General features: G+C 63.2%; 12 protein-coding genes. All 12 read right to left on the minus strand.

Annotation, left to right across the window (positions count from 1 at the left end; all coding sequences use genetic code 11):
* Position 1 precedes the first annotated feature (1 nt).
* Complete coding sequence (locus NKJ01_RS01245) at positions 2-1258, minus strand: flagellar hook protein FlgE (RefSeq protein WP_023761701.1); 1257 nt, start codon at positions 1256-1258, stop codon at positions 2-4.
* Positions 1259-1358: 100 nt separating this feature from the next.
* Positions 1359-2027 carry a response regulator transcription factor gene (locus NKJ01_RS01250; RefSeq protein WP_023761699.1) on the minus strand — a complete coding sequence of 223 codons (669 nt, stop codon included), beginning with the start codon at positions 2025-2027 and terminating at the stop codon, positions 1359-1361.
* A gap of 220 nt (positions 2028-2247) precedes the next feature.
* Positions 2248-2835, minus strand: coding sequence for a transglycosylase SLT domain-containing protein (locus NKJ01_RS01255; RefSeq protein WP_352725364.1), 588 nt, complete (start codon positions 2833-2835; stop codon positions 2248-2250).
* Entirely contained in the window at positions 2765-4174 is a 1410-nt protein-coding gene (fliK, locus tag NKJ01_RS01260; RefSeq protein ID WP_352725366.1) for a flagellar hook-length control protein FliK, read from the minus strand. The genes NKJ01_RS01255 and fliK overlap by 71 nt, the downstream gene beginning before the upstream one ends.
* Positions 4171-5553: a MotC family chemotaxis protein gene (locus tag NKJ01_RS01265; protein WP_352725368.1), complete on the minus strand. Its 1383-nt coding sequence runs from the start codon at positions 5551-5553 to the stop codon at positions 4171-4173. Before NKJ01_RS01265 ends, fliK begins: the two co-directional genes overlap by 4 nt.
* Positions 5550-6929 carry a MotB family protein gene (locus NKJ01_RS01270; RefSeq protein WP_352725370.1) on the minus strand — a complete coding sequence of 460 codons (1380 nt, stop codon included), beginning with the start codon at positions 6927-6929 and terminating at the stop codon, positions 5550-5552. Before NKJ01_RS01270 ends, NKJ01_RS01265 begins: the two co-directional genes overlap by 4 nt.
* Positions 6926-7546 (minus strand): hypothetical protein, encoded by a 621-nt coding sequence (locus NKJ01_RS01275; protein ID WP_352725372.1) that lies wholly within the window; start codon positions 7544-7546, stop codon positions 6926-6928. Before NKJ01_RS01275 ends, NKJ01_RS01270 begins: the two co-directional genes overlap by 4 nt.
* A gap of 3 nt (positions 7547-7549) precedes the next feature.
* Positions 7550-9196 carry a flagellar basal-body MS-ring/collar protein FliF gene (fliF, locus tag NKJ01_RS01280; RefSeq protein WP_352725374.1) on the minus strand — a complete coding sequence of 549 codons (1647 nt, stop codon included), beginning with the start codon at positions 9194-9196 and terminating at the stop codon, positions 7550-7552.
* Positions 9197-9330: 134 nt separating this feature from the next.
* Complete coding sequence (locus NKJ01_RS01285) at positions 9331-10398, minus strand: flagellin N-terminal helical domain-containing protein (protein WP_031260865.1); 1068 nt, start codon at positions 10396-10398, stop codon at positions 9331-9333.
* Between the two features lie 266 nt (positions 10399-10664).
* Positions 10665-11654 carry a flagellin N-terminal helical domain-containing protein gene (locus tag NKJ01_RS01290; RefSeq protein ID WP_023761691.1) on the minus strand — a complete coding sequence of 330 codons (990 nt, stop codon included), beginning with the start codon at positions 11652-11654 and terminating at the stop codon, positions 10665-10667.
* Between the two features lie 234 nt (positions 11655-11888).
* Entirely contained in the window at positions 11889-12620 is a 732-nt protein-coding gene (gene fliP / locus NKJ01_RS01295) for a flagellar type III secretion system pore protein FliP (RefSeq protein WP_023761690.1), read from the minus strand.
* Positions 12617-13111, minus strand: coding sequence for a flagellar basal body-associated FliL family protein (locus NKJ01_RS01300; protein ID WP_352725377.1), 495 nt, complete (start codon positions 13109-13111; stop codon positions 12617-12619). Before NKJ01_RS01300 ends, fliP begins: the two co-directional genes overlap by 4 nt.

Consider the following 13111-nt stretch of genomic DNA (forward strand, 5'->3'; position numbering starts at 1 on the left):
TTTATCTCTTCAGGTTGACAAGGACGTCCATCAGATCGGAGCCGGTCTGGAAGACTTTCGAATTGGCGGTGTAGCTGCGCTGCGCTGCGATCATGTTGGTCAGCTCCTCGGCGATGTCGACGTTGGAGTTCTCGATCGCGCCGGAGATAATGGAGCCAAGCTTGCCTTCATTGGCGAAGCCGACACGGACCGCGCCCGACTCGGTGCCCTGCGAGTAGACATTGCCGGGCAGTGCGGTGAGTTGATCCGGGCTCTGCACGTCGGCCAGCGGGATCTTGTAGAGCGGTTTGGTGGAACCGTCCTTGTACTGGGCGTAGATGGTGCCGTCCTTGCTGATCTGGACCTTGTCGATGGTGCTCGGCGCGTTGCCGTTGACCTGGGCATCGGAAACGGTGAAGCCGGTGCCAAGCTGGGTCAGCGCCGACAGATCGAGCGAAAAGGCAGAGCCGTTCGGCACGGTGAATGAAACGCTGGTGGGCGTGCCGGTGAGCTTGCCGGTGGTGGTGTCGAAGGTCAGATTGGCCGAACCGAGCGCGCCGCCTGTGTAGGGAAATGAGGTTCCGGCAGTGGCCTTCGACTGGTCGAAGACCGCTACCTGCCAGGTGCCGGTGCCGGTGTTGGTGAAATAGACGTCGAGCAGCTTCTTGTTGCCGAGATTGTCATAGGCGACCATCGAGGATTTCGACGTGTATTGTGCGCCCGCAGCGTTGGCGGCGGGCAGGTTGGCGGTCGCGACCGGTGTCGCGCCTGCCGGCAGGTTGCCGGCATAGCTACCGTCGGTGCTCGGCGTCGCGGTCATTCCCTGGTCGGAGATGACAACCGGGACCAATCCCTCGAAGCCGTTGACCGTCGCTGCCGGCACGCCGTTGTCGTAGCTATAGGCCATCAGCTGGAAGCCGGCCGAGTTGACCAGCCTGCCCTGCCCATCGGGCACGAAGGCGCCGGCGCGGGTCAGGTAAGGTGTGCCGCTCGGATCCTGAACGACAAAGAAACCATCGCCGCTGACAGCAAGATCCGAGACCGAGGTCGTGTATTGAAGCACGCCCGGATCGCTGACCGCCTGACGGATCGTCGTGGTGATGCCGCCGGAATTATAAGCGCCGCCTGTAGATGGCATGACCAGCGTCGAGAACTCTGCGGAGGACCGCTTGTAACCGGTGGTATCGGAATTGGCGATGTTGTCGGCGACCGTCGACAGGCGGTTTGCTTGCGCGTTCATGCCGGAAACGCCGGTCCGCATCATTCCGTAGAGGCTCATCGAAACGTCTCCCCAATGTGCATGCCGCTGGCTCCAAAGTGGATGCCACTGGCAACGAGGCTACGCGTGTTTTCTTGCGCGAGGCTGGCGCGAAGCTGCATCAGAAGACCAGCCGGTAGCCAAGAAAGCGCTTGGAATCGATCGGGTCGCTGCCCAGCTTTTCGCGCAGCTTCTTGCGCAGTTTGCTGATGTGGCTTTCGACCACGTTCTCCTCGACCTCTTCGTCGAAGATGCCGTAGATGGCGTTGAAAACCTGGGTCTTGGTGACGCGACGCCCGCGATTGCTCGCCAGATATTCGAGGATGCGGCGCTCACGGCGCGGCAGGGGCAGGGGCTGGCCGTCGATTTCTGGGTCGCGGCCGTCCATGAAGATGCGCATGGCGCCGATCTCGGTGTAGGCGACATCTTCCTGGGCCCGACGGCGGATGGCGGTGATGCGGGCCAGTATCTCTCTGATGTGGACGGGCTTGCGAATGACGTCGTCGACGCCGCTTTCAAACAACCGCAGCGTGTTCTCCAGGGAGTGCTGTTCGCTGAGCGCGATGACCGGAGCGCCGGTGCGATCGCGGATCTGGCGGGGAGAGATGGAGCCATCGCGGCAGTCGCCGATGAGGAAGGCCCTGACCGAGCGAAGATCGGTGTCAGCAGCCGAGTTCACCCACTCACCAAACTCGCCGGATGCAAAGCCTGCACAGGCGATGCCCTCACGATCGAAAAGTGAATTGTATCCCTCTGTTACGAGCTCGCGCTCGTCAACGATAACAATCATCGGCCCGCCTCCGAATCAAATCATTTGCCCCGTGAAGAAAGGCGTATCCGCTGGCGAGATTCCTGAACAACCGTCATTTCTTGTAGCTAGTTTCTTGGGAGTCCGGAATCGTATCGGTTGCATTAGCATGCAGCCAAATATGCTTTCGAGGGTAAGAGCCGACTTGGTCCAAGCGACGAGTCAGGGTTGCGGGATCGAATCGCTGAACCGGGAAATACGCTTATGGGTTGCAAAAGCCGCGAGCGTTCGCGGTCCATTTTCCAAAGCCGGTGGCGACCATGTTGGCAATGACGCGGCAGACATAGATCTTCTGCGCCGGATCGTTGTCGGGACCGGCATGATAGCGGGCGACAGCCATCGACCAGGTCTCGTGACGGGCATGGAGGCCGGCCAGGAAGCGCGCCGCGTAATCGACGTTCTGGCGTGGGTCGAGCATGTCCTCGACGCTGCGAAAATGCGACGCGTGGTAGTGATGGTTGATCTGCATGCAACCCAGATCGATCAGCGTTTTGCCCTCGCGGCGGGCATTGGCAAAGGCGGCAAGGGCTTCGGTCCGGCTTCGTGGAAAGACCGCTTTTCCCTCTATATTCAAGGCGTTGGGTTTAAGGCTGCCCTTGTTTCCAGTCTCCGTCAGGCCAACGGCGTAGAGGATGCCGGCGGGTACGCCATAGCGATCGGCGGCGCGCAGGATCTCCGGCTCGCAAGGGTTGGCCACGGCAGCGGCAGCGCTTGCCGCGCTAGATAATGATATCGCCGCCACCGCGCTCGCGAGAAGGCGAAGCGCCGCGGCCGTAATCCTGCGCATCATCGTTGCGTTTCCCCGAGGGTTGCTGACCCGATTTCTGGCCGCCGGCTCCACCATTGCCGCCGCCCGAATTCCCGGGTTGAAAGGACGACGGATCGCGGCCCGTTGCCGCCGGCAGGGGTGCGGTTGCATCGGAGCGGGTTGTGGCGGGGGCTGCTACCGAAGGTTGCAGGATTGTGACCTTGTCGACCTCGAAGCCAAGCCCGCGCAGCGATTTGACGATGGCCTCGCTGTCGGCTGACAGACGACGATAGGCGTCATGTGTTTCAGGCTTCAGCTCAATCGAAAGTTGTTCTCCGGAGAGGCGAAGATGGGCCGTAACCATACCGAGTTCTGCTGGGTGCAGCTCGATCTTCAACACATGTGTCGGAACGGCAACAGAGCTGGCCAGCCGGGCGGTCGTGGATGAGGCTGAAGCGGGGTTTTGCGGGCCGCTATCGGCGGCTATGGCGTTGATCACATTGAGAGCTGCCTGGCTGATGGGACTTTGCGGCGGTGCTGGGTAGCTCCGTTCGGACACCACGTCGATGCGTGTCGCGGACGGAGACTGTTTTCCCGCTTCGGGCCGCATCGCGGACTGGACATCCTCAATGCTCTTCATCGCCGGCGCGGCGGCGTGCCTCGACCGTACGCCGGGCGCCTCGGCAGCCTGCGCCTCCGGCAGCTTCTGGGGCGCCACCGTGGTGTCGCGTTTCGACGTGCTCGACGCAGCACCGGCAGCACTCGGCGGCTTAGCATCAAGCTCCGTCAGAGACCCCTCGACGATCGAGACCTGCTCCGGCTTCGATACGGTTTCGAGGGCTTCGCGTCCGGCCGTCAATTTCGAGCGGTAGGACTTCGGCAGTGGAGCTTGCCCGTCGAGTGCCGGGGCCGGCGGGCTCTCGCCAGTTGATGCCTCGCGCCCGGCTCCTTTGGACGATGTCGAGAAATGGCGCAGGTCATGAAACGCGATCAGCAGCGGCAGGTCGTCTTGAAGCGGCGCGGCATCGGCTTCTGGAGCCGCCTTGTCGGCGTCGGCATCGTCCCTGTGTAGCCCTGGTCCCAGGTCGTCCTTGCCGGCTTTCACGGCCGGCCCTTTGGCGGGGGCGATCGGTCCTGGATCGGCCGACGGTGGCTCTGCCTTGCCGACATGGCCGGCAAGGCCGGCAGCGAGCTTGCTCCAGCGCGGGTTGCGTGTTCCCGCTTCGGTCGTCGGCTGCCGTTGCGGGTGGGCAGGATCGGTGTCGCCGCGCAGCACCTTGCCGAAGCCATCGTCATCGTTCCTGCCATTCGCTGCCAGTCGCTCCGACGTCGCACGCGTAGAGGCAGATCCTGGCAGGGCCGGGCCGAGTCTGGTGGTCATTTTGGGGCGGCTCCAAGCATCTGGTCGATCACGTCGAGCTGTCGACGTGTTCTGGTCATGGCGGCATCGGTCGGATCGGTGGGCTGGGGACTGGCAGCAGGCGACGGTGCCGACGCCGGCATGACAGCCGCCGCATCGGCAGGCGCGGACGGAACTGCGGGCGTGTCCGGCGCACTGGCTGCTGGTCCGCCGGAGGCCGCGGCGGCGGCAGGTTGCTCCGGGATCGCACCTTCGACCGGTGGCAGTCCGCTGACATCGACGCCTTGCGGTGTGACAGTCTCGGGCACCGGTGGTTGCCCGACCGCAACAGGGGCAGGCTTTTCCTCGGGAAGGGCGGTGGGCGGCGCCACGACTTCGCCCGCAATGGCCTGCGCGGCGTCGAGCAAGGCGCGGTCGCCATCCGACAACCGGCTGCGGTCGATCTTGCCAAGCTTGCCGCGAACATCCTCGATAGTGCCCGAGGTGACGGTGGAAAGGCTGGCATAGAGCAGGGCGCGGGGATCATCCTGGTTGGTGTTGCCGTCGCGGCCCTGCTCGGCCCGCGCCGAGGCGAAGGCCGACAGGTCGTTCAGACCGTCGATCGCGGCGCGGCGGGCGATGCGTAGATAGATCACCTTCTCGCGCTCGGAATCCATCATCGAGGTAATATCGGCCAGCTTGTCCTGGCTGATCGACATATGCAGTGCGATGAGGCCGGAGACGAAAGAGTCGGCGAACTGGCTGGCATAGGGTGAATAGAGATAGCGCTCGACATATTGGGTGGAGGCAAGCGCGAAGCGTGCCGCGTCACCTTGCGTGGCTGCAATGCCGACCGAACGGCGCAGTGCCGCTTCCTCGACCAGCGTGCCGGGGCTGAGCAACCTCGCCTCGTCGAGCAGACCAAGAGCGGCCGCCGGCTGGTCGCCGGCAAGCAACGAGCCTTTGACCAGCGCCAGGAAGGCGCCGAGATCTGGAGGCAGCGCCATGGGATCGATCGGCTTCAAGGCTTCGATCGCCTCGCCGGGCCGGCCGGTCAGGTAGTTGATCACGCCTTTGGCTATGGCAAGGTTTTGCGGGTCCGTCGTGGCGCGCGACGCGGCGGCCTCGACGGTCACCGGATTGCCGCCGCTCATGCCGTAGACAAGCAGGGCGCGAAAGTTCTTGGGATCCTTGTAGTCCTCGGCATCCGCCGTGCGCAGGCGCGCATCCGCCATCTCCAGCAGCTTGGCCTGCATCGGCAGCGCGGCATGATCGCCGGTGGCTATGCGATCCTGCACCAGCTGCAGCGAGCGCACCAGCTGATATGGCTGCAGCGCTTCCTGAGCGAAGCCGGCCGACGGGTGTCCGCCGGCCAGCAGCAACAGGCCAATCAATCGGCTGGTGGCGGCCGTTCGCCTCATCCGTCGGTCGCCATCAGGATTTCGATGCGGCGGTTCACGGCCGCCAATGGATTTGCGGGGTCCTTCGGCTGGCGGTCGGCGAAGCCTGCGACCTCGGTGATGCGGCGTTCGTCGACGCCACCGCGCACGAGCATGTAGTAGGCGGAATGCGCGCGCGCCGTCGACAGTCGCCAATTGTCATAGCTGTCGCTACGGAACGGTCGTGCGTCGGTGTGGCCGTTGATGCTGATGGTGCCCTTTTGGCTGTTGACGATGCGGCCGATCTTCTCCATCACCAGCACAAGTTCGCGTCTCGGCAGCGCCGAGCCAACCTCGAACATGCCGAAGTCGAACTGGTCGGTGATAGAGATGACGACGCCCTTGTCGGTGGCTTCGACCGAGACGCCGTCGTGCAGCTTGTCGCCGGATTTGAAGGCATCGGCCAACTGCCGCTTGACGTCGGCCGCGGCCTTGACAGCGGCCGCGGTAGGCGCCTTCCCGCTGGTTTCGGGCTTGGCAGCCTTTTGCGCCTCGGCGTCGGCCTTGGCTGGGTCCGCGGCCTTGATGTCGTTCGGTTTGGTCTCGCCTGGCTTGGTCTCGCCCGGTTTGGTTTCGCTTGATTTCGTGTCGCCGACCTTGGCCATTTCCGGATTCGTGGCCTGCTTGCCGATCGCGTCCTTGGCCAGCGGTTCGTGCGGTGCGGCAGCGACGGGCGGTACGGCTTTGACTTTCGGCACTTGCGTTTCGGCGGCCTTGTCGCCGGGCTTGACCGGATCGCCCTCGATCCTAGTGCGCTCGGCACTGGCCTCCGCGGCGGGCGCCGCCATTTGTTGCGACCAGAAATCCGGCTCGAAGGGATCGCGGTAGGAGGCGCCGCCAGAGGCGCCTGTCGCCGGGCCGGCAGCCTGCGCGCCGCCGTCGCCCTTCTGACTGACGTTCTGCATGACGCCGGTGTCGGTGGCGATTTCCGAAAGCACCGCATAAGGATCGGCGAACAGATGCTCGTCGGAGTGCTCCGCCTGCGGCAGTTCCTGCTTTTCCTGCTTGCGGTCCGCCGAGCCGTCGCCGTCCTGGCCGGCCTTGTTGGTCGCCTTCTGCGGATTGTCGGCCGTCGTGCCGATCGCGCGCGGACCGTCGCCGAGATCCTCCAGGCCCTTGCGGCTCGAATTGCGGTCGACCAGCTTGACTGGGTTGAAGTAGCTGGCGACGGCCGCCTTGGTCTGCTCGTTGGCGGCGTTGATCAGCCACATGACCAGGAAGAAGCACATCATGGCCGTCATGAAGTCGGCGAAGGCGATCTTCCAGACGCCGCCATGGTGGGCGTCGTCGTGGTCGCCATGCGCATGCCGCACGATGATGATTTCGTGGGGGGCGTGTCCGGCCTCTGCGACGCTCATGCCAGAACCTCTGAGAGGGTCGTCGACCATTCGGCCATGCGCGTTTCGAACACCGCCTCGTCGATGGCGACAGTGAGGTCGAAGCCCGGTGTCTCGACGAAGTCGAGATTGGCGGCGCGTGGCCCGAGCGATGCCTTCAGCGTTTCGAATAGTGAGAGCGGCCCGCGTACGGCGATGCGCACCGCTTCGGCATCGCCGACTGCCTCGCGTATCGCACTGGCGAGCACCTCGATCGAGCGTTTCTGCAGATCGTCGCTGATGATGCCGCCGACGATGCGAGCGACCGTGGCGGCGACAAGTCCGGTCACACGCGCCTCCATGGCATCGATGCGCTGCGAGACCGCCTTGCCGATATCGTCGCCAATGCTTTCGAGAAATACCCTTGCTTCTTCTGCATTGGCCTGGCGTTCGGCTTCGAGCGCTGCTTCATGCGCAACCGAAAGGCGCGCCTCAAGCGCAACCTCGGCCTGGACAACCGCTTCCGCGATCAGCGTGCCGATATCGGCTTGCGGGGCAGGCGTCTCCTGATTGTGTTGGGGATCGACCGTGGCCCGGCTGGCACGTTGCGTGCGTGTGCCGAAATCAGGCAGAAGGTCGAAGAGGGCTGCGGAGGGCATGGTCTACACCGCAACTTCCTGGGCTGCCCATTTGCGCAGGATCTGCGCGGTACGCTCCTCGTTGAGGTCGACCATTCGGGCAAGCCGATCCTGCGGCGCCGGCCTGATCTTCTGGCGAAGATCATCGAGCGGTGTCGGACCTGGTCGCGAACCGGGCAAGGCGCCAACCGCGACATTGTCGGCGACCGCCGTGGCTTCCGGCATTGGCAGCGAGCGCTGGACGTCACCGAAGCTGGGGCCCGACAGGGCCGGTGTTGCCTTAGCCGTCAGCGCCGACGCCATTGGCCTCAGGCCGAAGAAGGCGACCAGGAACACCACGACGATGAAGGCGCCGGCGTTGATCAGCGTGCCGGCATGCTGGCCGATGGAATCGAGCATTCCGGCCTGCGGGATCGCCTCGCCCTCCAGCCCGTCGATGAACTCGACAGCCGAGACATCGATGACGTCGCCGCGCTTTTCGTCCAGGCCGGTGGCCGAGGTCACCATCTTCTGGATGTCGGCGACGCGCTTGGCAATCTGCTCCGGCGTGGCGTCCTTGCCGAGTATGGTCATGATCCGCTGCTGGTTGACGACGACGGCAATGGACATCTTGGTGACGCTGTAGCCGTTGGAGACGGTGGCGATCTTCTTTGAATTGATCTCGTAGTTGGTGATCTCTTCTCTGCGATCGTTCTGCGAAGAGGACTGCGGACCATCGGTGGCGGTTGCCTGGGTCTCGGGCAGGTTCTGTTCGACGCTGGCCGGGGTCGAGGCCTGCTTCTGATTGTTGTTCTCGTTGGCGCGCACCGATTGCACCGAGCGTTCGACGCGGGAGTTCGGATCGAAGATGGTTTCTTCGGTCTGGCGGGTGTCGGTGTTGACCTCGGCCTTGACGCTGGCGCGGAAATTATCGGGGCCGAGATAGGCAGTCAGCGCACGGCGGATGTTGTCGCCGATCTGAGCCTCGACGGTCTGCTCGACGCCGAGCGTGCGGGCGGCGCTGGTGTTGGAAGGGTCATCGCCCGCGGCCAGCAGATTGCCGCTGGAATCGAGCACCGTCACCTTGTCGGCCGACAGGCCGGGGACGGCGGCGGCAACGAGATGGCGGATCGACATGGCGCTCTTCTCGGCGTCGATGCCGGCGTAGCGGATGACCACCGAGGCGGAAGGCTGCTGCTCGTCGCGGCGGAAATTGGCGCGTTCGGACATGACGATATGGACGCGCGCCGCCTTGATGCCCGATATCGACTGGATGGTGCGGGCGATCTCGCCTTCCAGCGCACGCACGCGGGTGATCTGCTGCATGAAGGAGGTGAGGCCGAGCGAGCCGACATTGTCGAACAGTTCGTAGCCGGCATTGGCGCTTGTCGGCAGCCCCTTTTCGGCCAGCAGCATGCGCGCCTGCGCGGTGGTGCCGGCCGGCACCAGCACCGAGGTTCCGTCGGCACCGACGTCGAAGCCGATGCCGGCTTCGCCCAGCACCAGGCCGATCTGGTTCACGTCGGCGCGGTCGAGGCCGACATAGAGCGTGTCGTAGGCGGGGCGGTTGAGATAGACCGAGGCGATGCCGATGACACCCATCACCAGAACCGCGATGCCCGCCAGCATGGCGAGGCGCTTCACGCCAAACCCGCGGAGATTCGAGATGATGCTCTGGATCTGTTCCGGCACGGTTCAACGACTCCCAGCATGATTGTCCGCCGGAACAGTAGTCTTCGAAGCTTGTGCGAAAATGAAATCGGGCCGCGCTTGCGACGCGGCCCGTCAATCGGGATGAGTGGGGATCGCGCTAGTGGCGCCTGTGATCAGTTCTTGAACAGCGACAGGATCGACTGCGAGGCGCTGTTGGCGATCGACAGCGCCTGGATGCCGAGCTGCTGCTGCACCTGCAATGCCTGCAAGCGGGTCGATTCCTTGTTCATGTCGGCATCGACGAGCTGGCCGACGCCGCGGTCGATGGAGTCCATCAAGCTCTGGGTGAAGGTCTTCTGTAGGTCGATGCTGCTCTTGGCGGCGCCGAGGATGGTGGCGGAGTCGGTCAGCTGAGCCATGACCTTGTCGATCCTATTCACCATCTGCGTGATGATATCGTCGGTCACCCCGGCCGCCGTGATATCGAGGTTGTAGGCCGAGATGTTGTCAATCTTGGCGGGGGTGCCGGTAACAGCGGCCTGGCCCGCGGTGTTCGCGGCGATATCAGTCCCTCCGCCGGCGATCGCGGCAGCATAGGCCGTGTCATACTCCGTCTGGGCGGCTCCTGTGGAATAGATGGAAGTCTGGCGATCGAGGGTGCCATAGTTCTTCACGTCGCTGGCAAGGCCGTAGTCAAAGAGCTTAGTGCTCTCGACATCGATGTCGATCGTTCCGATCGAGATGGCGCCGGATGAGGAGCGATTGAATGAAGAAACAATCTGGGAGTCGGGCTGGACGCCGTCATTGGCGGCCGCGACCTGCTTGGAGGTCACCGCAAGGAAATTAGATCCCGAGAAGGTGGCTGCATCTGCAAAGGACTTCATCTGCGCCTGAAGGGCCTTGATCTCGGTCTGGGTCTTCGCCTTGGCGGCATCCGTCTGGCCGACGGTCGAGAGCACCTTTGTCTTGATCTGACCGATCGTCGTCAGCACATTGTTCAAGCCGGTGTAGGCGGTATCGACTTTCGAGGCGCCGAGGCCGAGTGCGTCCTGGACCGTCGACAGGGCCTGATTGTCCGAACGCATCGTGGTGGCGATCGACCAATAGGCGGCGTTGTCGGAGGCCTGCGAGACCCGATAGCCCGTCGATATACGAGCCTGCGTCTGTTCGAGCGACTTGCTTGTGGCGCTGAGGCTTTGGAGTGCGGTTAACGCCGAAGCGTTTGTCATGATGCTCGCCAAGAAAGTCGCTCCTTCTCAAAAGCCGACATGCTCAGACACGCCGGATAGGACTGTTCAACGCTGCTATCGTGCCGGTTGGGCCGATTCGCCAACTGTTGTAAGCTATTGGTTAACCATAATTAGCGCGACATGGTTAACAGCCTGTTAAACGCTGGCTTCCAGAGTTAAGGAGCGACGGTTGCGCGGGGCTGGAGAAAAACGCAAATCGGGCCCCGCTTTTGGCGCGGCCCGATTTCTTGGTGCGAAATGTGGTGGAGCGGAGGCGATTAGCCGCGGAAGAGCGACAGGATCGACTGCGAGGAACCGTTGGCGATCGACAGCGCCTGGATGCCAAGCTGCTGCTGGACCTGCAGGGCCTGCAGACGCGTCGATTCCTTGTTCATGTCGGCGTCAACGAGCTGGCCAATACCGCGATCGATGGAGTCCATCAGGTTCGAGGTGAAGGTCTTCTGCAGGTCGATAGAGCTCTTGGCGGCGCCGAGCTTGGTGGCGGCGTTGGTCATGTCCTTGAGCGCCGCGTCGACGACGGTCATCTGCTGCGCGATCTGACTATCGCTGGCAGCAACGCCACCCGAGAAGATGGTCAGCGAGGCGACCGAATAGGTATCGGTGACCAGTGCAGCCGCGCCCAGGGCTGACTGCGAGCCCGAGGCTGCGGCCGCAGCGCCGGTGGTGCCGAGGCGGGCCGTGTCGAGGATGCCCTTGGCGGTCGGCGCGGCGCCGGCGTCATAGAGCTTGATGCTTTCCACTTTGACGTCGATGGTCGAGATCGAAACCGCACCGGTGGAGCTGCGATTGAAGGCCGAAACGATCTTGACGTCTGCCGCCGTGCCCGAAGCCGTGGACACCGACAGCATGTTGGTGCCGGAGAAGGTGGCGCCGTCAGCGTAGGCTTTCAACTGGTTCTGAAGAGCGGCGATTTCGACCTGGGTTTTTTCCTTGGCCGCATCAGTCTGACCGTAGGATGCGGTCAGCTTCTGCTGGATCTGGTTGATCGTGCTGATCGCGCTGTTCATGCCGGTGTAAGCGGTGTCGACCTTCGAAGCGCCGAGGCCGAGCGAGTCCGAAACGGTGGACATTGCCTGGTTGTCGGAACGCATCGTGGTGGCGATCGACCAGTAAGCGGCGTTGTCGGAGGCCTGCGAGACCTTGTAGCCGGTCGAGATGCGGGACTGGGTGGCTTCGAGGTTCTTGTTGGTGGAGTTCAGGCTCTGCAGTGCCGTCAACGCGGCAGTGTTCGTCATGATGCTGGACATGGCTACTCGTACCCTGATTTTACACGTGTTTTTTTGACATACCGGCTCTACCGGTATGACGGTGCGGCATCATGCCAATGATCTCTGGAAATCGATCACCCGCCATCTGCGAGCGAATATGCGGGCAAGTCCCTACCAAAGGGCTAAACCGGACGGTTAATCGAAAATATATTGCGTGAATTCTGCGCCGGAGTAGCGCGCCAGAGCGGCGCTGGAGGATTCAGTCGCGCGGGATCAGTTGAAGGAGCGCACCAGACTGCCGACGAGCAGATTCCAGCCGTCGATCAGGACGAAGAACAGGATCTTGAACGGCAGCGACACCACTGTCGGCGGCAGCATCATCATACCCATCGCCATGGTGATCGTCGCGACGATCATGTCGATGACCAGGAATGGCAGCACGATCAGGAAGCCGATCTCGAAGCCGCGCCGGATCTCCGAGATCATGAAGGCGGGCACGAGAATGCGGAGGTCGACGGTGTCGCGCGAAACTGTCTGGCCGCGCTCGCGGGCGAGATCGGCGAACAGGTCGAAGTCCTTGTCGCGCACGTTGTGCAGCATGAAGGTGCGGAACGGATCCGAAATCCTCTCGAACGCCTCGGTCTGGGTGATCTGGTTGTCCATCAGCGGCTTGACGCCGGTGTTCCAGGCCTGATCGAAGGTCGGCGCCATGACATAGAAGGTCATGAACAGCGACAGCGAGATGAGAATGAGGTTTGCCGGCGTCGACTGCAGGCCGATGCCGGCGCGCAGAATCGAGAAGGCGATTACGAAGCGGGTGAAGCTGGTCACCATGATCATCAGGCCCGGCGCCACCGACAGCACGGTCAGCAGGCCGAACATCTGGATGATGTAGCCGACGGTGGTGCCATCGGCCTTACCGATGCCGCCGAGATCCAGCTGCTGGGCCGCCGCGACGGACGTGGCGGCGGCGATCAACGCCATGGCGAGAAGGAACTTCCTCATTCGAGCAGCAATGTCCTGATGAGAACCTGTTTGGCGTGACCCTGGCTGCGGATCGAGGCGCGTTCCTCGAGATCGGCCTTCAGGTGCTGGTAGCCGCTGGCGCCCTCGATCTGATGCATCTTCAAGGTGCGCACCAAGGCCAGAAGATCCTGGTGGATGTCGTCCGACATTGCCTGTGGCTGCGGCCCATCATAGACGACGGAGACCTCCATCCTGATCCAGGTATCGGCAGGCGAAGCGATGTTGGTGGTGATCGGCGCCAGCACGACGAGCGTTGGCCCCACGCCTGGCTGCTCGGCCGCAGCCTGCTGCTCGGTCTTGCCTTGGTTCTCAGGCGCCGCCGGTACCGTCGGAGGTGCGCCGACGCCCTTCAGGTAGCCGCCGGACATCCAGCCCATGCTGATGGCGGCCGCCGTCACAACCAGCAGCATGCCGCCCTGGACGGCGAGCGAAGGACCCTTGCGGGGCTGAACCTGTTCGATATTTGCCAC

This window comes from Mesorhizobium sp. M0276 (genome assembly GCF_040321755.1).
Classification (GTDB): domain Bacteria; phylum Pseudomonadota; class Alphaproteobacteria; order Rhizobiales; family Rhizobiaceae; genus Mesorhizobium.

Coding starts and splice junctions, on each gene's coding strand:
- NKJ01_RS01245 (WP_023761701.1), bottom strand. CDS start 1,258: ATGAGCCTCTACGGAATGATGCGGACCGGCGTTTCCGGCATGAACGCG.
- NKJ01_RS01250 (WP_023761699.1), bottom strand. CDS start 2,027: ATGATTGTTATCGTTGACGAGCGCGAGCTCGTAACAGAGGGATACAAT.
- NKJ01_RS01255 (WP_352725364.1), bottom strand. CDS start 2,835: ATGATGCGCAGGATTACGGCCGCGGCGCTTCGCCTTCTCGCGAGCGCG.
- fliK (WP_352725366.1), bottom strand. CDS start 4,174: ATGACCACCAGACTCGGCCCGGCCCTGCCAGGATCTGCCTCTACGCGT.
- NKJ01_RS01265 (WP_352725368.1), bottom strand. CDS start 5,553: ATGAGGCGAACGGCCGCCACCAGCCGATTGATTGGCCTGTTGCTGCTG.
- NKJ01_RS01270 (WP_352725370.1), bottom strand. CDS start 6,929: ATGAGCGTCGCAGAGGCCGGACACGCCCCCCACGAAATCATCATCGTG.
- NKJ01_RS01275 (WP_352725372.1), bottom strand. CDS start 7,546: ATGCCCTCCGCAGCCCTCTTCGACCTTCTGCCTGATTTCGGCACACGC.
- NKJ01_RS01290 (WP_023761691.1), bottom strand. CDS start 11,654: ATGTCCAGCATCATGACGAACACTGCCGCGTTGACGGCACTGCAGAGC.
- fliP (WP_023761690.1), bottom strand. CDS start 12,620: ATGAGGAAGTTCCTTCTCGCCATGGCGTTGATCGCCGCCGCCACGTCC.